The organism is Arthrobacter sp. D3-18 (genome assembly GCF_054408525.1).
Genome location: NZ_CP096440.1, coordinates 2,377,967 through 2,402,618, shown reverse-complemented (window position 1 = coordinate 2,402,618; position 24,652 = coordinate 2,377,967). Strand labels below are relative to the sequence as shown.

General features: G+C 61.7%; 20 protein-coding genes. 14 read left to right on the top strand and 6 right to left on the bottom strand.

What is annotated here, in order from left to right:
- Positions 1-63 precede the first annotated feature (63 nt).
- The 4 genes from M1D89_RS13285 (at position 64) to M1D89_RS13270 (ending at position 3,292) form a co-directional block, all read left to right on the top strand.
- Complete coding sequence (locus tag M1D89_RS13285; RefSeq protein ID WP_402932547.1) at positions 64-1,269, top strand: inorganic phosphate transporter; 1,206 nt, start codon at positions 64-66, stop codon at positions 1,267-1,269.
- Positions 1,266-1,487 (top strand): hypothetical protein, encoded by a 222-nt coding sequence (locus tag M1D89_RS13280; RefSeq protein WP_017199697.1) that lies wholly within the window; start codon positions 1,266-1,268, stop codon positions 1,485-1,487. Before M1D89_RS13285 ends, M1D89_RS13280 begins: the two co-directional genes overlap by 4 nt.
- 96 nt (positions 1,488-1,583) lie before the next feature.
- Entirely contained in the window at positions 1,584-2,702 is a 1,119-nt protein-coding gene (locus M1D89_RS13275; RefSeq protein WP_498644078.1) for a hypothetical protein, read from the top strand.
- A gap of 50 nt (positions 2,703-2,752) precedes the next feature.
- Positions 2,753-3,292: a dihydrofolate reductase family protein gene (locus tag M1D89_RS13270; RefSeq protein ID WP_498644076.1), complete on the top strand. Its 540-nt coding sequence runs from the start codon at positions 2,753-2,755 to the stop codon at positions 3,290-3,292.
- 27 nt (positions 3,293-3,319) lie between these two features.
- Here the strand turns inward: M1D89_RS13270 and M1D89_RS13265 are convergent, their stop codons facing one another.
- The gene (locus M1D89_RS13265) at positions 3,320-3,784 is read right to left on the bottom strand and encodes a hotdog fold thioesterase (protein WP_498644074.1); all 465 of its coding nucleotides are present in this window, start codon (positions 3,782-3,784) and stop codon (positions 3,320-3,322) included.
- Between the two features lie 160 nt (positions 3,785-3,944).
- Between M1D89_RS13265 and polA the strand changes: the two genes are divergently transcribed.
- The 4 genes from polA to rpsA all read left to right on the top strand — a co-directional run bounded on the left by polA (position 3,945) and on the right by rpsA (position 10,646).
- On the top strand, positions 3,945-6,587 hold the full coding sequence (gene polA / locus M1D89_RS13260) for a DNA polymerase I (RefSeq protein WP_498650953.1): 2,643 nt from the start codon (positions 3,945-3,947) through the stop codon (positions 6,585-6,587).
- An 84-nt stretch (positions 6,588-6,671) separates the two neighbouring features.
- Positions 6,672-7,985, top strand: a complete 1,314-nt coding sequence (locus M1D89_RS13255) for a GNAT family N-acetyltransferase (RefSeq protein WP_498644072.1) — start codon at positions 6,672-6,674, stop codon at positions 7,983-7,985.
- 48 nt (positions 7,986-8,033) lie between these two features.
- Positions 8,034-8,987, top strand: a complete 954-nt coding sequence (locus M1D89_RS13250; protein ID WP_498644070.1) for a polysaccharide deacetylase family protein — start codon at positions 8,034-8,036, stop codon at positions 8,985-8,987.
- A 183-nt stretch (positions 8,988-9,170) separates the two neighbouring features.
- Positions 9,171-10,646: a 30S ribosomal protein S1 gene (gene rpsA, locus M1D89_RS13245; RefSeq protein WP_011774756.1), complete on the top strand. Its 1,476-nt coding sequence runs from the start codon at positions 9,171-9,173 to the stop codon at positions 10,644-10,646.
- 96 nt (positions 10,647-10,742) lie between these two features.
- Here the strand turns inward: rpsA and M1D89_RS13240 are convergent, their stop codons facing one another.
- Positions 10,743-11,432 (bottom strand): IMPACT family protein, encoded by a 690-nt coding sequence (locus M1D89_RS13240; RefSeq protein WP_498644068.1) that lies wholly within the window; start codon positions 11,430-11,432, stop codon positions 10,743-10,745.
- A gap of 22 nt (positions 11,433-11,454) precedes the next feature.
- On the opposite strand from M1D89_RS13240, the gene coaE reads away from it, so the two are divergent.
- From coaE to M1D89_RS13220, 4 genes are all read left to right on the top strand, one after another.
- Complete coding sequence (gene coaE / locus M1D89_RS13235; protein ID WP_498644066.1) at positions 11,455-12,693, top strand: dephospho-CoA kinase; 1,239 nt, start codon at positions 11,455-11,457, stop codon at positions 12,691-12,693.
- A 29-nt stretch (positions 12,694-12,722) separates the two neighbouring features.
- Positions 12,723-14,822 (top strand): excinuclease ABC subunit UvrB, encoded by a 2,100-nt coding sequence (gene uvrB / locus M1D89_RS13230; protein ID WP_498644064.1) that lies wholly within the window; start codon positions 12,723-12,725, stop codon positions 14,820-14,822.
- A 168-nt stretch (positions 14,823-14,990) separates the two neighbouring features.
- Positions 14,991-16,019 (top strand): TerC family protein, encoded by a 1,029-nt coding sequence (locus M1D89_RS13225; RefSeq protein WP_402932577.1) that lies wholly within the window; start codon positions 14,991-14,993, stop codon positions 16,017-16,019.
- Positions 16,020-16,048: 29 nt separating this feature from the next.
- On the top strand, positions 16,049-17,398 hold the full coding sequence (locus tag M1D89_RS13220) for an MFS transporter (RefSeq protein WP_498644061.1): 1,350 nt from the start codon (positions 16,049-16,051) through the stop codon (positions 17,396-17,398).
- Here the strand turns inward: M1D89_RS13220 and M1D89_RS13215 are convergent.
- From M1D89_RS13215 to M1D89_RS13200, 4 genes are read right to left on the bottom strand one after another with little or no spacing between them, the layout of a single operon-like run.
- Positions 17,395-18,738 (bottom strand): alpha/beta fold hydrolase, encoded by a 1,344-nt coding sequence (locus M1D89_RS13215; RefSeq protein WP_498644059.1) that lies wholly within the window; start codon positions 18,736-18,738, stop codon positions 17,395-17,397. The two genes, M1D89_RS13220 and M1D89_RS13215, sit on opposite strands and share 4 nt — an antisense overlap.
- Positions 18,731-19,243 (bottom strand): GNAT family N-acetyltransferase, encoded by a 513-nt coding sequence (locus M1D89_RS13210; protein ID WP_498644057.1) that lies wholly within the window; start codon positions 19,241-19,243, stop codon positions 18,731-18,733. Before M1D89_RS13210 ends, M1D89_RS13215 begins: the two co-directional genes overlap by 8 nt.
- Positions 19,244-19,275: 32 nt before the next feature.
- A complete protein-coding gene (locus M1D89_RS13205) occupies positions 19,276-20,664 on the bottom strand; it encodes a CoA transferase (protein ID WP_498644055.1) in 1,389 nt (462 codons plus the stop codon).
- 11 nt (positions 20,665-20,675) lie between these two features.
- The gene (locus M1D89_RS13200; protein WP_498644054.1) at positions 20,676-23,210 is read right to left on the bottom strand and encodes a DEAD/DEAH box helicase; all 2,535 of its coding nucleotides are present in this window, start codon (positions 23,208-23,210) and stop codon (positions 20,676-20,678) included.
- Positions 23,211-23,280: 70 nt separating this feature from the next.
- Here M1D89_RS13200 and M1D89_RS13195 point away from each other — a divergent pair, with 70 nt between their 5' ends.
- Positions 23,281-24,075, top strand: coding sequence for a trans-aconitate 2-methyltransferase (locus tag M1D89_RS13195; RefSeq protein ID WP_498644052.1), 795 nt, complete (start codon positions 23,281-23,283; stop codon positions 24,073-24,075).
- 154 nt (positions 24,076-24,229) lie between these two features.
- Positions 24,230-24,610 (top strand): GntR family transcriptional regulator, encoded by a 381-nt coding sequence (locus M1D89_RS13190; protein ID WP_498644050.1) that lies wholly within the window; start codon positions 24,230-24,232, stop codon positions 24,608-24,610.
- Positions 24,611-24,652: the final 42 nt, after the last annotated feature.

Genomic DNA, 24,652 nt, shown 5'->3' with positions numbered 1-24,652 from the left:
TGGATGGCAGGTATGGGGAAGTGAAACTGCTGAACGTCGACGACTCTGCAGATTGGGCAACAGGTGGATATCACCTTCATGGTCGCGCTGGTAATAGCGTTGGCCCTATTCTTTGACTTCACCAACGGGTTTCACGACACTGCCAATGCGATGGCTACGCCTATCGCTACGGGGGCGATCAAGCCCAAGACGGCCGTCGCCCTGGCCGCAGTGCTCAACCTCGTAGGCGCGTTCCTCTCCACGGAAGTGGCCAAGACCATTTCCGGTGGACTGATCCGGGAAGGGTCCGACGGTATTCACATCACCCCGGACATTATCTTTGCCGGTCTCATGGGGGCTGTGCTCTGGAACATGATTACCTGGCTCAAGGGCCTGCCATCGAGTTCCTCGCATGCCCTGTTCGGCGGCCTTATCGGCGCAGCAGTTGTGGGCATTGGCTTCCATTCCATCAACTTTGAGACTGTGCTTCAGAAGGTGATCCTGCCCGCCATCTTCGCGCCACTCATCGCAGGCCTTGTGGCCTACATCTGTACCCGCCTCGCGTATGCCTTGACTTCGCGACATGACCCGGAAACCGGTGACAAGCTCACGCAGAAACGTGGCGGCTTCCGCACTGGACAGATTTTCACTTCAAGCCTGGTGGCCCTCGCACACGGTACCAACGACGCCCAGAAGACCATGGGCATCATCACTTTGGTCCTTATCGCAGGAGGCACGCAGGCACCGGGCAGCGGTCCGCAGTTCTGGGTCATTGCTGCCTGCGCCTTTGCCATCGCGATCGGTACCTACGCTGGCGGCTGGCGCATCATCCGCACCATGGGCTCGGGCCTCACCGAAGTAAAGCCGGCTCAGGGCTTCTCCGCTGAAACCAGCACCGCCTCGGCCATCCTGGCCTCATCCCACCTGGGCTTTGCCCTCTCCACTACACAGGTTGCCTCGGGCTCGGTCATCGGCTCAGGCCTCGGACGCAAGGGCACATCTGTCCGTTGGGGCACCGCAGGAAAGATCGCCCTCGGATGGTTGTTCACCCTCCCCGCCTCGGCCATCGTCGGCGCGCTCACAGCCCTCCTGGTGAGCATCGGCGTCGTTGGCGTGGTCATTGCCGCAGTGGTGGGAACGGCCGCTGTCCTGTTCATGTTCGTGGTATCACGTAGGTCGCACGTCGGCCACCACAACGCCGTCGAGGTTGAAGAGGCCGGCCACGCCGTGCGGTTCCGTAAGAAGAAGAAGTCCCGAAAGACCACCACCAGCGAGGATGTGCAGCGATGAAATGGTTGGAATTGCTGCAGGTGGCCGGAGTCACCCTCGTGGCCGCCGTTACTTTGGTGGTGCTCTATTCGTTGGGTGTACGCCTCACGGCCATCGCCGGTGACGCCAGGCAGAAATCGCCCGCTTTGGTGCGTTCGCTTGCGTTTGTTTGCTTTGGTTTCTGCGCACTGGCCGTCCTGTTCGGCATCTACTTGATCGTGCCCTACTTCGCAAAGTAGCGGCCTTTCTAGCCGTCACGTCCGTTCGGGAGAATAATCGGCAGTGTAGTTATGCACATAGCTGCGTTGTTCTGATCCGGCAGATGTGGGGTTGTGATGACGTGCCAAACCCGGGAGCATCTCATCGGACTGGCGCTGGTTCCGGTCCTGATACTGGGACTTTCGGCCTGCCTTCCTACTGGGCAGGACGGTCTCCCGCCTGGCTCGAACTCGGCGTCAGCACCGGCGGACACTCCGTCGCAAGCCAGCACGGCGCAAGCGAGCACGACACCATCGACCCAGGCAAAGGGCGGCCCGTCATCGGACGCCTCAGCAGAAACCACCCCATCAGGGGAAAGCTCTGCGGATGCCACGACCCCAACACCCGAACCCACCGCCGTCGGCCCCACTCACGGTTCCAGCACCACCGCGCAACCGCAGGAGACGCCAGCCCCCCAGGCGCCTTCCCAGGATCCCACCGTGGTGAGTTGGGTGCCGACCGGACCGATCGGGCCAAATGATCCAGCACCGGGGCAGCGATACCTCCTGCTCCAGCAATTCCAGTGCGACGCCTTGGCCCAAAGTGTGGCAGGCGCACCGGACGCGGCTGTCTGGCGGGCGGGTGCCGCCGTCTGCCGCGCCCTTCAGACCGGCAGCCAAGACGACTGGCAGCGGGCGTCCGCCGCCGTCGCCACCACCCCACGGATCCCGCAACGGCAGTGCCTTGAGTTCAGGGTTGCCGCCACCTCAGCATCTGTGGTGGCGCAGTACCGCAGCAATCCCGGCGGCATCTTCAAAGCGGAGCCGTCGCCCGGAGAAGCCTGCCCCCGGCAATTGCTCGGGCTGACCGTGGTGGACGAGGACTTGCGCCCCGTCACCGGGTTGACCCGGGCCTCAGGTCCGGGAACAGGTGGCACCATTGTCCGTTTGGACGGTTACTACGTGCGGGTGGGAGAGGTCCTGTTTGACGATGTCCCCATAGTCCCGGACATCGTGGCCGGGGGAGGGGACTATCAGACGTTGTACTTGCGAATGCCGCCGGCCGACGGCAGGGACGCCATCCGGATCTCGATCAGGGACACGGTGGAAGTCGCCGGAACGGTGACCTTCTTCTATGACAGTTCCGCGGTTCCCGGCAGCACCCCGCGTCCGCCGAATAGCGCAGCTAAACCACCGGATTCCACGCCACCTGATGAAGCATCCGCAATCAAGCCGAACAAAAAATCTGCCAAGTAGGGGAACCCCGGTCCACTGACTAGTCCGGGGTCATGTCTTAGTCTGAGGCCATGTCGATTTTCCAGTACTACGTAGCTTCAACCATTGACGGCTTCATCGCTTCGCCGGACGACGACCTTGGCTGGCTCCTGCAGTTCGACCAGGTTGATGGCGTGAACGAGAGCATCGAGTCCTTCATGTCGGGTGTCGGCTGTATCGCCATGGGAGGCGATACCTATCGCTGGCTCATGGAACACGAACCCGGCAAATGGCCGTATCCGGACACGCCCTGCTGGGTGTTCACGCACCACGAATACTCCGCTCCGGCCGGTTCGGATATCACCTTTGTCCGGGGTGATGTCCGGGAGTTCGCCCCGGACCTGCTCAAGGACGCCGGGGACAAGAACGTCTGGCTGGTGGGCGGAGGCGACCTCGTGGCCCAATTCGCCAATGCCGGCCTGCTTCACGAGATGATCGTCACCATCATTCCGGTGGTGCTGGGTGCAGGAAAGCGGTTGTTGCCGCTCAACGGCCCGACGGCGCCACTTGAGTTGGTTTCGTCCAAAATCCTGGGTGGGGCCGCCGCAGAACTGCACTACCGATTGCCGTGACGCTTCAGGTTCACTGACGATTCCAGCTCAGTGACGGTTGTCGCGGATCATGTTGGTGATCCGGGCAGTTGAAAGCCTGCGCCCTTTGTCATCGGTGATGACGATCTCGTGGGTGGCCAAGGTCCCGCCAAGATGAATGGCAGTGCACGTGCCTGTCACCATGCCGCCGGCAACGGAGCGGTGGTGGGTTGCCCCCACCTCGATGCCCACCGCATGGCGACCCTTCCCGGCGTGGAGGGATGCGGCGAACGATCCCAAAGTCTCAGCCAGGACAACATGCGCGCCGCCGTGGAGGATGCCCGCCACCTGTGTGTTTCCTTCCACCGGCATGGTGGCCACTATTCGCTCGGCGCTCATTTCCGTAAACCGGATGCCCAGTTTAACCACCAGCGCGCCAACGCCATGCGCTGAGAGCCAATCGTGGAACTCTTCGGGAACACCTGCGTCATTGAGCTCGTCGACAAACCGGTTCGGCGTGAAATTGTCCATCATGCCAACTAGGCTGGCACCTGTGAGTGAAACAACCAAACCGGACCAGGTTCCAACGGCCCAAGCTGCTGCCATCGCTACAGCACCCACCCCCTCTGCCACAGCATCCACCAGCGCCACGGGGGAGGGCCGGCCAAGGTTGCTGGTCCTGGACGGCCACTCCATGGCCTTCCGGGCTTTCTATGCCCTTCCTGCGGAGAACTTCTCCACGGCCAGGGGGCAATACACCAACGCCGTGCATGGGTTCACGTCCATGCTGATCAACTTGATCAAGGACCAGAAGCCCACCCACGTCGCTGTGGCCTTCGATGTCTCTGACGACACGACGTTCCGCAAGGCGGAGTACAGCGAATACAAGGGTGGTCGCAACGCCACCCCAGCGGAGTTTGCCGGCCAGATCGGCCTCATAGCCAAGGTCATGGAAGCCTGGGGCATCAGGACCATTGCCATGCCCGGATATGAAGCCGACGACGTCCTGGCCACGCTGGCGGCTCAAGGTGATGCTGCCGGCTTCGAGGTCCTCCTTGTGTCGGGGGACAGGGACTCGTTCCAGCTGATCAATGACAACGTTTTTGTGCTGTACCCCAAGCAGGGCGTGAGCAATATTCCCAAGCTGGACGCCGCGGCCATCGAAGAGAAGTATTTCGTCAAACCCAGCCTGTACTCGGACCTCGCTGCCCTGGTGGGCGAATCCGCGGACAACCTTCCCGGCGTTCCGGGCGTCGGGCCCAAAACGGCTGCCAAGTGGATCAACCTTTATGGCGGACTGGAAGGCATCCTCGAAAACCTCGACGCCATCGGCGGCAAGGTTGGCGGGGCCCTCAAGGAGAACCTTGAGAACGTCAAGCGCAACCGCAGGCTGAACCAGTTGCTGACCGATCTCGAGTTGCCCATCACGTTGGAGGACCTGCACGAGCCGCGTCCGGATCGGCAAGCCATCGAGGAATTGTTCGAGGAACTGGAGTTCCGGACGCTCCGGACCCGCCTCTTTGATCTTTATGGTGACGACACCGCCGGAGCTGCCCCGGACACCATCGAAGCTCCCGAGTATTCCGTTCTCAACGACGCCGCAGGACTTGAGTCGTTCTTCACAGCGGGATCCGGCGTGCGTTCGTCACTCGCGGTGCAGTTGGTGCCCGGACGCATAGGTGACGACGCGAGTGCCCTGGCTGTTGTCAGGAACAACGGAGCTGCCTATATCGAACTGACAGGACTCGACGCCGCCGCTGAGGCGGTCCTGGCACGCTGGCTCAAGGACCCCGAGGAAGCCAAAGTCCTGCATGAGTTCAAGTCGGCGCTCAAGGCCCTGTATAACCGCGGCCTCGGCTTGGAAGGGGTGGTGGATGACACCTCCATTTCCGGCTACCTGATCCAGCCGGACCGCCGCAGCTACGACCTCGCCGAGCTCGCCCAGGTCCACTTGAAGATCTCACTGGCCACGGCCGCTGCCCAGTCCGGCCAGCTGGAGCTTGACCTTTCGGGCGAAACAGATCAAGCTGCCGCAGCAGCCCTCGTCCAGCATGCCGCCGTCGTACATGCCCTCAGCAAGCACTTCGAAAAGGAGCTTGCAGAGCGCAAGGCCGATGCCCTTCTGACCACGCTTGAGCTCCCGGTGGCGCGTGTGCTGGCGCAGATGGAACTGACCGGCATCTTTGTGTCCACAGACCGTATGGACGAGCAACTCGCGGACCTCACCAAGGTGATCCAAAATGCCCAGGAGCAAGCTTTTGCGGCGATCGGCCACGAGGTCAATCTTGGTTCACCCAAGCAGCTCCAAACGGTCCTTTTCGAGGAGCTCGGCCTCCCCAAAACCAAGAAGATCAAGTCCGGTTACACCACGGATGCCGCGTCGCTTAAGGGGCTGCTGGAGAAAACGGGCCACGAATTCCTGGTTCAACTCATGGCGCACCGGGAGTCCTCCAAGCTTGCCCAGATGGTGGAGACGCTCAAGAAGTCCGTGGCGGACGACGCACGCATCCACACCACGTACGCCCAGAACATCGCAGCCACGGGCCGCATTTCCTCCAACAACCCCAACTTGCAGAACATCCCGGTCCGCAGCGAGGAGGGGCGCCGTGTCCGCGGCATCTTCGTCGTCAGCGAAGGCTACGAGTGCCTGTTGTCGGCCGACTACTCGCAGATCGAAATGCGCATCATGGCTCACCTTTCGGGCGATGAAGCGCTGATCCAGGCATACCGTGACGGCGAGGACCTGCACCGCTTCGTCGGATCCCGGATCTTCAACGTGGCGCCGGCCGAAGTCACCAGTGCCATGCGCTCCAAGGTGAAGGCGATGTCCTATGGCCTGGCGTACGGCCTCACGTCCTTCGGCTTGTCCAAGCAGTTGGAAATCTCCGTGGACGAGGCACGAACGCTCATGAAGGACTACTTCGACCGCTTCGGCGGGGTGCGTGACTACCTGCGTGGAGTAGTGGATCAGGCCAGGACGGATGGTTACACCGCCACGATCGAGGGTCGTCGCCGCTACCTGCCGGACCTGACCAGCACGAACAGGCAGGCTCGCGAGGCAGCCGAGCGCATCGCACTGAACTCGCCCATTCAGGGTTCAGCGGCGGACCTCATCAAGCGCGCCATGCTCGGTGTCTCGGCGGAGCTCGCCAGCCAGGGCCTCAAGTCGCGCATGCTGCTGCAGGTCCACGACGAACTTGTCCTGGAAGTGGCCCCGGGAGAACGCGAAGCCGTGGAGAAGTTGGTCATCGATCAGATGGGTTCGGCGGCTGATTTGTCCGTCCCGCTCGATGTCCAGATTGGCGTTGGTTCGAGCTGGTACGAGGCCGGGCACTAGTCCAGGGAAGCTTTCAGAGGAACGCCGGAGGGCGCGCCGCCTTGATGGTGGCGCGCCCTCCGGCGTCTGACTAGGCTCGAAGGCGTGGCCGATCCCAATGAAAAAGTGTCCGGAAAGTACACCGTCCAACGTTTCCCAGCCGTAGCCGATCCTGACGACCCCGGCTATGGCCGCTGCACCACGTGGGTGCAGGCCGTCTCCCACGGATTCCATCAACAACGGCGCGATGATGAATACCTGGCCAAAACCCTGGCGGCCTACCAAACAGACAAGCGCGAACTGACAGGTGTCTATGTCAATGGCACCGTGCCTGTCCATTCGCTTGGCACCGACGTTCCGGTGGCAACCTACGCGACTATGCGCAAGGCCCTGAACATAGGTTTTGGCCGCCAACTTGAATCCAACCTCGTCACCGCCGTGACAGTACGCGGTACCCACCGGCGAAATGGAATTCTTCGCGGCATGATCACCGCCGACTTGGAGGCTGCCAAGGATGACGGCCTGGCCATGGCCGCCCTCACGGCGTCCGAGGCTTCCATTTATGGCCGCTTCGGTTTCGGTGTCGCCACCTTTGAACGAAGCATCAAGGTTGATACCGGCCCACGCTTCCGCCTCAGGGGCCAGCCGCTGGGCACCGTTGAAGTCGCCGATCCCGCCGTGTTGTTGGATGTAGCCCCGCAGGTCTTTGCACGTGTCCAGCGGCTCTCGCCGGGTTCCGTCGACAGGCAGGAGTACTACCGGCTGCTCGCTTCCGGTTCCATCGGCCACGACGGCAAGCCGGACACCTCCGTCCGCTGCGCCCTTCACTATGACCCGTCCGGGTCACTGGACGGTTACGTTTCCTACCGTTTCAAAGGCTGGGACCACAAGCCGTACACCATGGAAATCGTGGACCTCGTCGCGGCAAGCAACGCGGCTTACCTGGACCTGTGGCGCTTTCTGGGCAGCATCGACCTCATCGACGAAGTGACGTGGGCAGAAGCGCCCGTGGACGACCCCCTGGCATGGGCCTTGGAGGATCCGCGGTGCATTGAGGCCTCTGAGATCCGCGACATGCTGTGGCTCAGGATCCTCGATACTCCTGCGGCCCTGCGCGCCCGCAGCTTCCCGGTTGCCGGCAGACTGGTCCTGGAGGTATCGGATTCTTTGGGTCTGGCGGGCGGCACCTGGGTTCTGGAGTCCGACGGCGGTGCTGCCGCCGTCGTGAATGAAGCGTCCGGAGAGGCGCCGGACCTCACCCTGGACGTCACAGACCTGGCATCCATCTACCTTGGGGCCGTGTCACCGGTAACAATGGCCGCTGCCGGCCGTATCAGCGAGAAAACAGCGGGAGCTGCCTTCCTGGCCCAGCAATTGTTTGCTGTCGAACGGTCCGCCCACTGCCTGACGCATTTCTAAGAACCAGCTTCTTTACAATCACATAGTCACCATCAGATAGGGACATCCATGGGGGATTCCAAGCGGCGGCCATTGGCCGGCCGGCGATCAGTGCTGCTTGGAATGGCGGGCCTTGCGTCCGCTGCCCTCGTGGCGTGTGCGGCCAAGGGCGGCGCATCCGGTTCCGAGGCTTCGAGCGCAAACCCGCTTGCACCAAGAACCCTGCCCACGGGTCCGGCCATACCGCCACCTTCCATAGCCACCAGGTCCAGCGAGCAGGCCGCAGCCGCCCTCGCGCCGGTTGTTCCACCCAAGTCGATGCCTGACAAGCAACAGATCGTGGGGGAGTTCGCTGGAAGGCACCCCAAGGAATGGGGGCTGCATGTGACGGGGGTCGTGAACAATTCACGGTCGCATCACGTGGCGCTGACCTTCGACGCCTGCGGCGGCCCCGGAGGCACGGCGTGCGACCAAGCACTGCTGAACACTCTTCGCCGGCTCAACGTCCCTGCAACCCTGTTCGTCAACAGCCGATGGATCCACGCCAACCCCTCGCTTTCGGCTGAACTGGCGGTCGACCCGCTATTCGAACTCGCCAATCACGGTACCGCCCACCTCCCGCTGTCGGTGAACGGGAGGGCGGCGTATGGCATCCATGGGACCGCCACCGTTGCCGCCGCCTACGACGAACTCATGGGTAACCAAGCGATCCTGCAGGAGATCAGCGGCAAGGTCCCCCAGTTTTTCCGTCCTGGTACTGCGTTCTACGACGACGTCGCAGTTGAGGTGACTCGGAGGCTCGGCATGCTGCCGGTCAACTTCACGGTCAACGGCGACGGCGGAGCAACGTTTTCGGCGGCCACCGTTGCCGCCGAAGTGGGACGGGTAGTGCCCGGAGACATCGTCATTTCGCACTTCAACAGACCGGCCGCAGGCACTGCCAGCGGCTATGCGCGCGCCCTGCCCCAGCTACTGGACCGCGGAGTCACATTTACGCGACTGGGAGACGTCCTGTCGCCGTGACACTCCTTTTGACCCTGCTTTGCCAATGCGACTAGAATAAACGGGCGTGTACTACGTGCATGCATCCATTTGTACTAATCCACAAATCAGGATGACCCGGTATTTTGCCGTGTTCTGCCGTCCGGACCCGGGCGGCAGCGGTTTGCCTGACCGACTAACTATCCACAACGGAGCCCCTACTACATGACCATCACCTCCACCGAGAAGCCCGGTACCCCCGTAGTCGCCATTAACGACATCGGTACCGCTGAGGACTTCCTCGCAGCTGTCGACGCCACCATCAAGTACTTCAACGACGGAGACCTCGTCGAAGGTACCGTCGTCAAGGTCGACCGCGACGAAGTTCTGCTCGACATCGGTTACAAGACCGAAGGTGTCATCCCTTCCCGCGAGCTTTCCATCAAGCACGATGTTGATCCCGGTGACGTCGTCGCCGTTGGCGATCAGGTCGAAGCTTTGGTTCTCACCAAGGAAGACAAAGAAGGCCGTCTGATCCTCTCCAAGAAGCGTGCTCAGTACGAGCGTGCCTGGGGCGACATCGAGAAGGTCAAGGAAGAAGACGGCGTCGTTACCGGTACCGTCATCGAGGTTGTCAAGGGTGGCCTCATCCTGGACATCGGCCTGCGCGGCTTCCTGCCCGCATCGCTCGTGGAGATGCGTCGTGTCCGCGACCTCGCTCCGTACATCGGTCAGCAGATCGAAGCCAAGATCATCGAGCTGGACAAGAACCGCAACAACGTTGTGCTGTCCCGCCGTGCCTGGCTCGAGCAGACCCAGTCCGAGGTTCGCTCCACGTTCCTCAACAAGCTGGAAAAGGGCCAGGTTCGTCCGGGCGTCGTTTCCTCCATCGTCAACTTCGGTGCATTCGTGGACCTGGGCGGCGTAGACGGCCTCGTTCACGTTTCCGAACTGTCCTGGAAGCACATCGACCACCCGTCCGAGGTTGTCGAGGTTGGCCAGGAAGTCACCGTCGAGGTCCTCGAAGTGGATCTGGACCGCGAGCGTGTCTCCCTGTCGCTCAAGGCTACGCAGGAAGATCCGTGGCAGACCTTCGCCCGCACCCACGCCCTCGGCCAGGTTGTTCCGGGTAAGGTCACCAAGCTCGTTCCGTTCGGTGCGTTCGTTCGTGTCGAAGACGGCATCGAAGGCCTCGTGCACATCTCCGAGCTGGCTGTCCGCCACGTGGAGCTCGCAGAGCAGGTTGTCTCCGTTGGCGACGAACTGTTCGTCAAGGTCATCGACATCGACCTCGAGCGTCGCCGCATCTCCCTCTCCCTCAAGCAGGCTAACGAGGGCGTTGACGCTGACAGCACCGAGTTCGATCCCGCTCTGTACGGCATGGCCGCTGAGTACGACGAAGAGGGCAACTACAAGTACCCTGAGGGCTTCGACCCCGAGTCGAACGAATGGCTCGAAGGCTACGAGACCCAGCGCGCCGCTTGGGAGCAGCAGTACGCTGACGCCCAGACCCGTTGGGAAGCCCACAAGAAGCAGGTTGCCCAGCACGCTGCTGACGACGCTGCTGCTGCAACGTCCGGTGAGAGCGATTCCGGCACCACCAGCTACTCCTCGGAGCCGGCTGCTGCCGAGTCCAACGCTGGTACCCTGGCGTCTGACGAAGCACTCGCCGCACTGCGTGAGAAGCTGACCGGCAACTAATTCCGCCTCCCTCACGGGATGTGCTGAATAGCCAACAAAAGGACCCCTGCCTTCGGGCAGGGGTCCTTTTGCATTAGTCCGCGAAGCCGTCCATGTTCAGTTCGGGACGTCAACCCATTCGGTACCCTGCGTCCTTAACTCCAAGTTGCCCGCCGTCAGCGAAGCCAGCCGTGAGTGGGCCGCCGAGATGGCCGCGGCATCATCCGGCAAAGCCACCCGAAGTACGGTGTGCCGGGGTTCGTATCCGGTTTCCGCCATAACATACCCGGCGCTGCGAAGTTCGTTCTCCAAACGCCCGGCCTCGGCATGCGGGACGTCGATAGCGCACAGGCGCAGCCTTCGCCGCTGGACCAACGGAGCGAGATCCAAGGCAGCAGACACAGATTCGGAGTACGCCCGGACCAGGCCGCCCGCTCCCAGGAGGATCCCGCCGAAATAGCGCACGACGACGGCACTGACGTCGCTGAGGTCCGTCGCCCCCGGCGCGGTCTCGCGTTTGATCAGGGCCTCCAGCATGGGAATGCCTGCCGTGCCCGACGGTTCGCCGTCGTCGCTGGACCGTTGAATCATCCGATCAGGACCTATGACGAAGGCTGAGCAGTGGTGTCGGGCGTCGTGGAATTCACGCCGAAGGTCACTAACCAGGGCGCGGGCCGTTTCCTCGTCGGGCGAGCGACGAAGAACGGTGATGAAGCGGGACCGCCGGATCTCCAGTTCGTGGCGGAAATCCGAACCCACTGCGAGCGTCGTGTACGTTGTCGCGCGGCTGTCATCCTCATTTTCCACCGCTTCAGTCTAGTGTTGAAGGGTGCTGAAGATCGGGCTGACGGGCGGCATCGCCTCTGGGAAATCATTGGTGGCATCCAAGTTGCAGGAACTGGGTGCCCTCCTTGTGGACGCAGACGTCCTTGCGCGGGAGGTGGTGGAGCCTGGAACTCCCGGCCTGGCCCGTGTCGTGGAAGCTTTCGGCCCTGGAATTCTCGACTCACAGGGCAAGCTGAATCGGCCCAAGCTCGGCACTATCGTGTTTCAGGATCCCGCTCAGCGCGAAGTGCTCAATGGCATTGTTCACCCGCTGGTTCGGGAGGCCGCCGCGGCGATCATGTCAGATGCCGGCCCGGGCGACATCGTGGTCCAGGACATTCCGCTGCTTGTCGAAACCGGGCAGGGCAGCAATTTCCACTTGGTGGTGGTGGTAGAGGCCCCGGATGACGTGCGCATCAAACGCATGGTGGACTTTCGGGGGATGTCCAGGGATGACGCCCTGGCCCGTATGGCCTCACAGGCCACGCGCGAAGAACGCAACGCCGCTGCCGACGTTGTCCTGGATAACTCCGCAACCCGGGAGCAGTTGCTCACCGCGGTGGATTCTTTGTGGGAACACCGGCTGGTGCCTTTCGCGGAGAACCTCAGCCGGGGCAACAGGGCCTCCCGTGAAAAGGGCCCCGTCATGAGCGCGTCGAAGGTGGAGTGGGCTGCGCAGGCGGAGCGGCTGGCTGAACGCATCATCGCCGCAGCTCCCCACGAGGTCCTTGCAGTGGACCACATCGGCTCCACATCGGTACCTGGACTGGTGGCAAAGGACGTGATCGACCTCCAACTCGCTGTGGCCGATCTCGGGATGGCGGACCGGATTGCGCCTCTCCTCGCCGCTGCCGGTTTCCCCGCCGTGCCGCGGGCCAATCAGGACACCCCAAAACCCTCTCACCCCGATCCCGCACAGTGGCAGAAAAGATTCCATGCCAACGCGGATCCGGGTCGGCCCGTGAATCTTCACGTCCGGGTGGCCGGCTCGCCCGGATGGCGCTACGCGCTGCTTTTCCGCGACTGGCTGCGGGCAGAACCGTCTGCCGTGGCGCTGTATCAGGCGCACAAACAGGAACTGGCGGTCGCGCACGCGGCGGATCACGGCACGGGGGACTACGCTGACGCAAAGGAGCCGTGGTTCACAGAGGTTGCGTGGCCCCTCATGAATGCCTGGGCCGAGCGCACAGGCTGGATGCCGCCGTCGTATATGTCTTCAGCTGAAGGCAAACGCGGACAGTAGCTGTCCTAGGGCGGGGGTAGATTGGTTTCATGAGCCTTGCCCAGGAAATCAACCGTGTCGTCGCGCCTTTCGAAGTGATCAGTGAATTCAAACCCGCCGGTGACCAGCCCACTGCCATCGCAGAACTGACCGAACGAATCAACAACGGCGAAAAAGACGTTGTCCTCCTCGGCGCCACTGGTACGGGCAAGAGCGCCACCACGGCATGGCTCATCGAACAGGTCCAGCGACCCACCCTGGTGATGGTCCAGAACAAGACCCTGGCCGCCCAGCTGGCCAATGAATTCCGGGAGCTGCTGCCCAACAACGCCGTCGAGTACTTTGTCTCCTACTACGACTACTACCAGCCAGAGGCCTACGTAGCGCAGACGGACACCTTCATCGAGAAAGACTCCTCCATCAACGAGGAAGTCGAAAGGCTTCGGCACTCTGCCACCAACGCCCTGCTGACCCGCCGCGACGTCATCGTGGTGGCCACGGTGTCCTGCATCTACGGCCTGGGTACGCCTGAAGAGTACATCGCCGGCATGGTTACGCTCCGCAAGGGCGCAGAAATGAACCGCGACCACCTCCTCCGGAAGTTCGTCTCCATGCAGTACGCACGCAATGACATGGACTTCCATCGGGGCACCTTCCGGGTCCGTGGCGATACCGTGGAGATCATCCCTATGTACGAGGAACTCGCAATTCGGATCGAGTTCTTCGGTGATGAAATCGAGAACATCCAGACACTCCATCCCCTCACCGGTGAGGTTCTCCGGGACGAGGAAGAGATGTACGTGTTCCCGGCTTCGCACTATGTGGCGGGTCCAGAGCGCATGGCCCGTGCCATCAAGCGGATCGAGGACGAACTTGCTGATCGATTAAAGGTCCTCGAGGGCCAGAACAAGCTCGTGGAAGCCCAGAGACTCCGGATGCGCACAACGTACGACCTTGAAATGATGCAGCAAATGGGTTTCTGCAACGGCATTGAGAACTACTCCGTGCATATTGATGGCCGCGAGCCCGGAACGGCACCACACTGTCTGATCGATTACTTCCCTGATGACTTCCTGCTGGTGGTTGATGAATCCCATGTCACCATTCCGCAGATCGGTGCCATGTACGAGGGCGATATGTCCCGTAAGCGCAACCTCGTCGACTTCGGTTTCCGCCTGCCTTCGGCCATGGACAACCGGCCCCTGAAATGGGATGAGTTCCTGGAGCGCATCGGCCAGACCGTGTACCTGTCCGCCACCCCGGGTAAGTACGAGCTCGGCAAAGCCGATGGCTATGTGCAGCAGATCATTCGTCCCACCGGCCTCATCGACCCCGAGGTTGTAGTCAAGCCCACCAAGGGTCAGATCGATGACCTGCTCGGTGAAATCAGGACCCGAACCGAAAAGAATGAACGCGTCCTGGTCACCACGTTGACCAAGCGCATGGCCGAAGACCTCACGGACTACCTCGTGGGTCACGGAGTCAAAGTGGAATATCTTCACTCCGACGTCGACACCCTGCGTCGAGTGGAACTGCTACGCGAGCTCCGGATGGGTGTCTTCGACGTCCTGGTGGGCATCAACCTGCTCCGCGAAGGTTTGGATCTTCCCGAGGTTTCCCTCGTCAGCATTCTGGATGCCGACAAGGAAGGTTTCCTGCGTTCCTCCACCTCCCTGATCCAGACCATCGGACGTGCCGCCCGTAACGTTTCGGGTCAGGTACATATGTACGCGGACAGGATCACCGACTCCATGGCCCACGCCATTGAGGAAACTAACCGCCGCCGCGCCATCCAGGTGCAATACAACACGGACCACGGCATAGACCCCCAGCCGTTGCGCAAGAAAATTGCCGACATCACTGATCAGCTGGCCAAGGAAGACGCAGACACCCAGGAACTGCTCAACAACAACCGGCTGGCCAAGGGTGGGAAGCGCAGCAAATCGGCTGCAAAGGGTGCCGCCACGGTTCGGCAGGATGGCCTTGCCGCAGCTCCCGCTGAAGACCTTGTGGGCCTCATCGAGCAACTGACGGAACAGATGCACGGGGCGGCTGCTGAACTGCAGTTCGAAGTCGCTGCCCGCATCCGTGATGAAGTCAAGGAGTTGAAGCGCGAATTACGCCAGATGCAGTCCGCCGGGCACGCCTAAGGTAAGGTTGAGGTCACGTAGGGGAGTATCCCAAGCGCTACGTCCGTCAGCACGCAAGGCACAGATGCCTCGCCGGATCTAGCGGGCCGCCAAAATTTGCATTCACCGCACCCTGGCAGGCCGGAGAGACTTACACCGCTTTCCCGTACCCTGCGAAAGGCACCTTTAATGCAGCTTCCCGTCTGGTTTGAGATCGGCTCCTTTGTCGTTCTCGGAATCATCCTGCTGATCGACCTCCTGTTGGTCGTCAAGCGTCCCCACGAACCTTCCATGAAGGAAGCCGGCCTGTGGGTCGGCTTCTACGTCGCGCTTGCCCTGCTCTTTGCAGTTGCAATGTTCTTCTTTGCGGGCCCCGAATACGGTGGCCAATTTGTCGCAGGCTGGGTCACTGAGTACAGCCTGAGCATCGACAACCTCTTTGTGTTCATCATCATCATGGCCCGCTTCTCGGTGCCTCGTAAGTACCAGCAGGAAGTGCTGATGGTGGGCATCATCATCGCGCTCATCCTTCGCGGTATCTTCATCGCCTTGGGCGCAGTGGTCATTGAGCAGTTCAGCTGGGTCTTCTACATCTTCGGCGCGTTCCTCCTCTGGACCGCCTGGAAGCAGGCCCGGGATTCCGGCGAAGATGAAGAAGAAGGCGCCGAGAACCCGCTCATCGCACGCCTCCGCAAGGTCCTGCCGATGTCCGAAAAGTTCGACGGCAACAAGATCCGCACCGTCGTTGACGGCAAGAAGGTCTTCACGCCCATGCTGATCGTCTTTATCACCATCGGCCTGACGGACCTCCTGTTCGCCGTGGACTCCATCCCCGCGATCTTCGGCCTGACCCAAAGCGCGTTCATCGTCTTCACTGCCAACATCTTCGCCTTGATGGGCTTGCGCCAGCTGTACTTCCTCCTCGGCGGACTCATGACACGCCTGGTGTACCTGAAGCACGCCCTGTCCGTCATCCTGGCCTTCATCGGGGTCAAGCTTGTCCTCCACGCCATGCACGTGAACGAACTTCCGTTCATCAATGGCGGACACCACATCGAGTGGGCTCCTGAGATCCCCACGTATGTGTCGTTGGCGGTCATCGTCGGTACCATCATCGTTGCTGTCGTAGCCAGCCTGATGAGCCCGCAAGCACGGCAGGCCAAGCTGGATGCCCGACTCGAGGCAGATGCCAAAAAGAGCATGAGCGAGGCAGAGTAACTGACCTTCAAAGGTTGTAGTCTCGTGAAGTGACTACCACTTCAACTACGGCGCTGGACCCACAACGGGTTCAGCGCCGTAGTGTTTTCCTGCTCAGTTCCGCACAGCTGCTCAGCGGCGTTGGCAATGGAGCGACCCTTTCCATCGGGTCCCTGCTGGCCGTGGACTTATCAGGTTCCGAAGCCTGGGCTGGCTCCATCACCACCGTCCTGACATTGGCTGCAGCAATTGCAGCCCTGCCGCTGGCAAGGTTGGCTGAGTCACGCGGCCGGCGCGTGGGACTCGTCACCGGCCTGGTAGCTGCGATGGCGGGTGCCTTGCTCATCATTGCCGCAGTCATGAGCGAGTCGTTCGTGCTGCTTTTGCTTGGCGCAGCCTTTCTGGGCCTTGGCACAGCCGCGAACCTGCAGGCTCGTTTCGCCGCCGTCGACCTCGCCGAACCGGAGCACCGCGGACGATCATTGTCCACCGTGGTCTGGGCTATCACCATCGGGGCTGTGGCAGGGCCCAACCTGATTCAGCCAGGAGCTATCGTAGGTGCGGCACTTGGCCTGCCGCCCATCGCAGGCCCCTTTGTGTTCTCCGCCGTCGGATTGCTTCTGGCGGCCGGCCTACTGTTCGCGGGACTACGGCCTGACCCTCTGCTGCTGTCCCGCCGGTTGGCCCGTCAGGCTGACGCTAAGGGCGAGCCGGGACCTCAGCCTGCCCGGGGAACCATCCGGTCCGGTCTTCGAGCCGTCCGATCATCACCAGAGGCGATACTGGCCCTGGCAGCCGTCGTAGCTGCCCACGGCGTCATGGTGGCGGTCATGTCCATGACCCCGCTGCATCTTCAACAGCTCGTGGGCGGATCCCATGAGGGACACCATGGAACCACAGACAGCACGGATGCACTGGTGGTTATCGGGCTCACGATTTCTCTACACATCGCCGGAATGTTCGCCTTATCGCCGCTCTGGGGTTGGCTAACGGACAAGGCGGGCCGATTTCAGACCATAGCCATGGGCCATGGACTTCTCCTGGTGGCGGTGTTCATCGCTGGATTCGGCCAGCAGGAGCCTGTGTTGGTGACCGCAGGGTTGATTCTCCTGGGCCTGGGCTGGTCGGCGGCAACAATTGCTGGATCAACGCTCTTGGCCGAGAGTGTCGTGCCTGACCAACGGGTCACGGTTCAGGGTGTCTCCGACACGCTGATGGGTGCCGCCGGAGCGCTCGGAGGTGCAACCTCCGGCCTGCTTCTTGCGTGGATCGGCTACCAAGGGCTCAACATCGCTTCCAGCCTTCTCGCCGCAGGCGTGCTCGCCCTGACGGCCATCACGGCAAAACGACAGAGGGCGACCACCTCGATAGGCGGCCGCCCCGATGGCTCGTCCACCTAACGGTTGGCGCGGACCATACCGAAGAGTCTCCCAAAGATACCCTCACCGTCTTCGCCGATGCCGTCATGGTGGAAATCCGACGTGACCCAGGTTTGAAGACCGCGCACCGCAGCCGCGGTCTCAAGCGAAAGATCGTGGTCCACGTAGATGTCGTCCTTGTACACGGCGGCGGCGACGGGGACCGTGTTTGACGCCAACCGGGTGGGGTCATACAACGGTTTCCAATCTTTCCGGGAGGCAAGTATTTCAGCCACATCGCGTAAGGAAATCAGCGCGGGATCCTGTTCGAAGTACCACGGATACACCATTTCGCCAGTGAGCAGAGGTTCTTCAGCTTCTGGCTTGAACTCAGGGTAGTCCTCCAGAACGCGCCAGGCGGCCCAGTTGGTTGCCTCTCCCTGACCGTAGATTGATTCGTGCAGGATTGCGTAGAGCGGATTGGCCGCCCGGCTCACCAGTCCCCGTACTTGTTCAAGGAATGATTCGGACAACCGCTCCCCGGAGGGCGTGGCGATGAACGCGTCCTCCAAAAGATAGTGAAGCGCGTCAACCCGGGTGTTACCGCCCAGGAAGGAGCCCACCATTTGGAAACGCTCCGGCGTTAGCCGTTCGCCACTGGCAAGGAATTCAGGGTGTTGCTCCAGATGACGGGCAATGCGCGTGACCTTTTTCCGGTCCTCCGGGTACCACGAGAAATACTCGGCGTTCCTGGAGGCAACCCGACGGAACGTTGCTTGATACACGCGCTCGGCTGAACCGTGGAGCGGTGCCAGACCGCCCGTGATGAGCACTTCGCGCAGCCCCTCCGGCGCGAAGGACAGGTACGTCAGGGCACAGAACCCGCCGAAGCTCTGTCCCAGCACTGACCACGGTCCGGAGCCCAGGACACCCCGGATGTACTCGGCATCGGCCACGATGGAATCGGCACGGAAGTGGGTCAGGTACTCTGCCTGCGCGGCAGCGTCACCCCGGAGCTCCAATGACTGTCGCTCAATCGGGGTGGACAATCCGGTGCCACGTTGATCGAGCATGAGGATGCGGAAGTCCTTGGCTGCCGCTTTCATCCAGCCGGACAGTGAGGTTACACGATTGCCCCGGCCGCCGGGCCCTCCTTGGAGGAACAAGAGCCACGGCAGCTTGGCGGCTTCGTCCGCCGAATGGTCAGTGGAGGAGTACTCCCGGGCGAAGACCGTGATCGTCTCGTCGGGTACCTCGGCCTGATGCGTCAAGGGAACAGTGAAGTAGTGCTCGGCCGTCCGTAGCCCACGGAATTCGTGGCGGGCTTGGATGATGTGCCTGCCGGTGGCGGCCCGCTCGTCAGCTACGTATGGTTCAGCCACGGGTCAGCGCCTCTTTCGCCTCACTGACGTTCGCTCCGAAGGCCTGGAGTGCGTTGCCTGTCAGCCTGAACGTTGACCATTCCTCCATCGGGAAAGCACCAAGGTTCTTGTAGAAATTGATGGAGGGTTCGTTCCAGTTCAGGACGCTCCATTCCACCCGGGCGTATCCGCGTTCGACGGCGGTGGCGGCCAGATATTGCAGGAGCGCTTTCCCGTGGCCCTCGCCACGGGCATCCGGCACTACGTAGAGGTCCTCAAGGTAGATGCCGTGGACGCCTTCCCATGTGGAGTAGTTCAGGAACCAGAGCGCGAAGCCTTGAACTGTGCCGGCGCCGTTTTCGGCAATGGTGGCGTATACCCGAGGGTTCTCGCCAAAGAGTACTTCGGTGAGCATGGCCGGGGTGTTCTTAACTGCGTCCGGTTCCTTTTCGTAGATCGCGAGGTCGTGGATCATACGCAGGATGGCGGGAACGTCGTCAACGGTGGCGGGGCGGATTACACTCATGCATTCGAGCTTACTAGGGGCTTGCCGGCCTTCTACCGCCAGGCGAGCGTAGACGTTCCATAACGTACAGGCGATTGCCGGTACGTGAGCGGCGCGCCCTCTACCAAAAGGGGCGGCCCCACGAACCTGAGCTCGCCGTAGGGGCTGTCCGCTTCAAGGTACTCCGGCTCATGGAGAGGGCTCACCGGGCTGCCTTGGTGGCCGGAAGGGAGGGCGAAGAGTTCCTCGGCGGTCCGTGCCAAGGAGAGTTTCGCTGCTCCACCGGCTCCAGTCCTTATTCGCTCGGCCAGTAAGGCCAGCACTGCCGCCGCGAGTCCGTATCCGGTGGCGTGGTCCAGTGCTTGAACGGGAAGCGCACCAGGTGTCCACTCCTCGTCGTGATGCTGTCCATATCGCTCAGCGATTCCGCAGGCTGCCTGGACGAGGCTGTCAAAGCCCCGCCTTCCCTTCCACGGCCCGCTGCTGCCCCATGCGGTCAGCGTGACAACCACCAGCCCAGGCCTGGCAGCCAGCAGCGCGTCCTGGCTCAATCCGAAGTTATCCAAGCCCCCGTCCCGGTACCCGGTAACCACCACATCTGCTGAGGCGACAAGAGCATGCGCAGCTTCCAGGTCTTGGTCCTTCCGGAAATCAGCTTCGGCGCTGCGCTTGTCGAACCCTGCGTCAATAAACGCGTCGATCAGCTCCGGAAGAACAGGCGGGTCGATGCGGAGGACGTCCGCGCCCAGTGCCCCCAGTAGGCGCGTGGCAGTGGGGCCGGCGATGACGCGTGTCAGGTCGAGCACTTTCAACCCATCCAATGGCTGGAACGGATTCTCCGCCGGCACCCATGACGTGGAATCCGAGCCCACGGACTGGATATCAGAACGCGAGAGGCTGATCCACGGACCGAAGATTGCCGCGGCATGCATCGGCGATGCAACCCATTCCTCGCGGCTCCGGACAGCGGCAGCCACCCCCTTGTGAGCCGCGATCACAGTCTCGGCCTCCAAGGACGTCATTGACAACAAGGCGCGGTCAACGTCCTGCGGCACCGTGGCCGACAACGCCTCCATCAGCCGTGCTGCGTGATGAGGGTAGTTGGCGTGCAGGCGGATCCAGCCGTCCGCAGTGCGCCGGAAACCTGACATGGGAGCGAAGCCTTGGGGTACCCGCCCCTCAACGCGAAGGTGCCCCAGTGAATCGAAAGACGCGGCAGTCAGCCCTGAGTCAATCGAGTATCTGCCTGGGTGGCCGGTCAGCGCGTTCAGCGCTGTACCGGCGGCTTGAACTGAACCAAGTGCCAAACCCTCGACGTCCAGGCCGCCACCCCACCATCGACGCGAACCAGTGCAGGCCGCCCGCCGTTCCCCCCGTAAGGCTTCCACCTCGCGCAAGCCTGCGGTCAGATCCGGGACTGATTCCACGGCGCCGGATTTCATCGCATCCGGACCTAGAGCCTGCTAACGTCTGTCACCCGGACCACGGCAGTTCCGGTTTCATCGGACGCTGCCAAGTCCACTTCAGCAGAAATTCCCCAATCGTGGTTGCCCGCAGGGTCATCGAAGATCTGCCGGACCTTCCAGGTCCCGGGTTGCTCGGTAATGATGAGCAACCCGGGACCCCGCGCATCAGGACCGGTGCCGATATCGTCATGTTCGTCGAAGTAGTCGTCCAGGACTTCTTCCCACCGCTCAGCGTCCCAACCGGCCTCGGTGTCGAGTTCGCCCAACGCCGCGGAGTCCTCGTCCGCGAAAAGTTCTACCCTTCGGAACATCTCGTTCCGGACCATCACCCGGAAGGCCCGGATGTTCGTGGTGAGTAGCGGCGGCGGGGGCGGGGGAGCGTCATGGGGCGTTGGGGCAAGCCCGGACGTCAGCTCTTCCCACTCATCCAACAGGCTCGAGTCCACTTGGCGTACCAGCTCGCCCAACCACGCGATGAGATCTTCAAGGTCCTCACGGAGCGAATCCTGGGGAACAGTCTGCCTGAGCGCGCGGAAGCCATCCGCCAGGTAACGCAGGACTATGCCCTCCGATCGGGCCAAGCCATAGAACTGCACGAACTCGCCAAAGTTCATGGCACGCTCATACATGTCCCGAATAATCGATTTCGGAGCGAGCTCGAAGTCGCCTACCCAGGGGGCCGCCTTCCGGTAGACCTCGAAGGCCTCGCCAAGAATCTCCGCCAGTGGCATGGGATAGGTAACTTCGTCCAGCATGGCCATGCGCTGGTCATACTCGATACCGTCAGCCTTCATGGCGGCAACAGCCTCGCCCCGCGCTTTCTTCTGCTGGGCAGAGAGAATTTGGCGCGGCTTCTCGAGCGTGGACTCAATGACGGAGACAACATCCAAGGCGTAGGAGGGAGACTCAGGGTCAAGGAGCTCCAAGGCAGCAAGCGCGAAGGGGGACAGCGGCTGGTTAAGGGCAAAGTTTGCCTGCAGGTGCACAGTCAGCCGGACTGAGCGCCCTTCAGCCTCCTGCTCATCCTCCGGGATGCGTTCCACCACCCCCGCGGCAAGCAGTTCCCTGTAGATTCCCAAGGCCTTCTTCATCAACTTGAGCTGTGCCGGGCGGCTCTCATGGTTCTCACTGAGTAGTCGCCGGGTTGCCTGGAAGGGATCGCCCGGCCGTTCCATCAGGTTCAACAGCATCGCGTGGGTGACAGTGAAACTTGAAGTCAAGGGCTCGGGTACGGACTCCACAAGGCGCTTGAACGTCGGCTCACCCCAGGAAACGAATCCTTCCGGCGGCTTTTTCTTGACTACTTGGCGCAGTTTCTTCTGGTCATCGCCAAATTTGGCGCTGGCTTTGGCCATGGCTTTTGTGTTCTCCACCACGTGGTCAGGAGCCTGAACCACCACGGTACCGGCGGTGTCGTACCCGGCACGGCCTGCACGGCCGGCAATCTGGTGGAACTCACGCGAGTTAAGCGATCTGGTGCGTACGCCGTCGTACTTGCTGAGAGCGGTCAACAACACTGTCCGGATAGGCACGTTGATGCCCACACCCAAAGTATCGGTTCCGCAGATTACCTTGAGGAGGCCGGCTTGGGCGAGCTGTTCCACCAGGCGGCGGTACTTTGGCAACATACCGGCGTGGTGGACCCCGATGCCATGCCGGACCAGCCTGTTAAGCGTTTTTCCGAAGCCGGCGGCAAACCTGAATCCCGCAATCAACTCGGCAATGCGGTCCTTTTCGGCACGGCTGCACATGTTGATGCTCATGAGGTTCTGGGCGCGCTCGATCGCTTCCGCCTGGCTGAAATGCACCACATAGACGGGAACCTGCTTGGTGGAGAGCAGTTCTTCCAGGGTTTCGTGAACCGGGGTGAGGTGGTAGTAGTAATGCAGCGGAATGGGACGTTCCGCAGAGCTGACAGTTGTGGTGGTCCGGCCAGTCAACTCAGTCAAACCGGTTTCGAATCGGGAGACGTCGCCCAGTGTGGCGGACATCAGGAGGAACTGGGCCTGGGGGAGTTCCAGGAGTGGCACCTGCCATGCCCAACCGCGCTGCGGGTCGGAGTAAAAGTGGAACTCGTCCATGATCACGGAGCCGAGCTCTGCGGCGGAGCCTTCGCGGAGGGCGATGTTGGCCAGGATTTCCGCCGTGCAGCAGATGATGGGAGCATCCTGGTTCACACCGGAATCACCGGTGATCATGCCAACGTTTTCGGCACCGAAGATTTCGCAGAGTGCAAAGAACTTTTCCGAGACCAAGGCCTTGATGGGGGCGGTGTAGTAGCTCCGCTGGCCGCGTGCCATGGCCTCGAAGTGTGCAGCGATTGCTACCAGGGACTTACCGGAGCCCGTGGGCGTGGCCAGGATGACGTTGGCACCGGAGGCAAGCTCCATGATCGCTTCGTCCTGCGCCGGGTATAGCTGCAATCCACGGCTCTCAGTCCACTCCACGAACCGGGTGTAGATTTCGTCCGGGTCCAAAGGACCGGTGGCCGTGGAACCGGGGAGCTGCTCAAGAAGTTTCATTGGTTTCCAGCTTAGTGCCCGGACAGTTTAGGCTCGCCCCAGGAAGCATGGCAGACGCGAGGAGGCTTTTGTGAAGTGGGATCCATCCAAGTATGTGGAATTCGGCAACCATCGTGACCGACCATTCCATGACCTTGTCACAAGGGTCCGGGCTGACGAACCAAGGAAAGTCATCGATCTCGGCTGCGGCCCCGGGAACCTGACCGCTACGCTGGTTGATCGCTGGCCGGATGCCAGGGTTGTGGGTCTCGACTCCTCTGAGGAAATGCTCCTCAAAGCGCAGTCCCTCCGGGAACAGTCCCCCCACGAACAGTCCAGCCGGCTGACCTTCCAGCTGGGCGATATCGCGCAGTGGGCTCCCGATGCCGATACCGACGTGGTGGTCACGAACGCCGTTCTCCAATGGGTTCCCGGGCACCAGGAGATGATGGCCGGTTGGCTTCGCGCCCTCAAACCGGGGGCGTGGTTTGCCATGCAGGTACCGGGAAACTTCACGTCCCCCTCCCACACCCTCATGCGGGAACTGGCCGAATCTCCAAGGTGGTCTACACGGCTGGGCGGCGTTCTTCGGCACGACGGCGCTGTGGCCAGCCCCGCGGACTACCTGGGCATCATGCTCGACGCCGGATGTGCAGCAGACGCTTGGGAGACCACCTACCAGCAGGTTCTGCAAGGGGAGGACCCCGTGCTCGAATGGGTCCGGGGCACTGGACTTCGTCCAATATTGGCAGCATTGACTCCCGCGGAGGCATCTGAATTTGAAGCGGAATACTCGGCCTTGCTGCGTGAGGCCTACCCTTCAACGATCCACGGAACGGTCTTCCCGTTCCGTCGCATTTTCGCCGTAGCCCAAAAGGCCGCATGATCCGGCAGGACGCTTCCACGTACGTAGCATTCAGTTGCCTCTGCCGTGACGGCTTGTCCCTGGCGGGCGTCGCTGGTCTAATTCTCGGCATGGACCAAGGACGCTTCGAACAACAGATGCCCAGTGTGGAGCCGGCGCCAGGCCGGATTGCCCCGTGACTCCCACCGGGGATTTTCCGGGCAGCTGGCGCCCCAACACCAGCAGCGCCGTTGCGCTCTTTGAACAATTGAGATTGCGCATCATTGAACTGGTGGATGCCGGAATCCTTGCCGTTGGCTCCAAGCTTCCTCCTGTCCGCAATCTGGCCGGGGTACTGGATGTCGCTCCGCACACCGTGGCCCGCGCGTACAAGGAATTGGAAGCAGCAGGGGTAGTTGCAACGCGTGGGCGCAACGGCACTGTGGTCTGTGCACGGGATGATCGTTGGGGAGCACTAGCCGGGGTTGCCGCAGAATATGCCGCCGCTGCCAAGGCCCAAGGAGCTTCATTCGCTGAGGCAGTGCAGCTTCTTGCTGCGGCCTATGACGCCGATTGATACCGATCAGTAGCATGTGAGGCACGACATGGAAATTCGAAG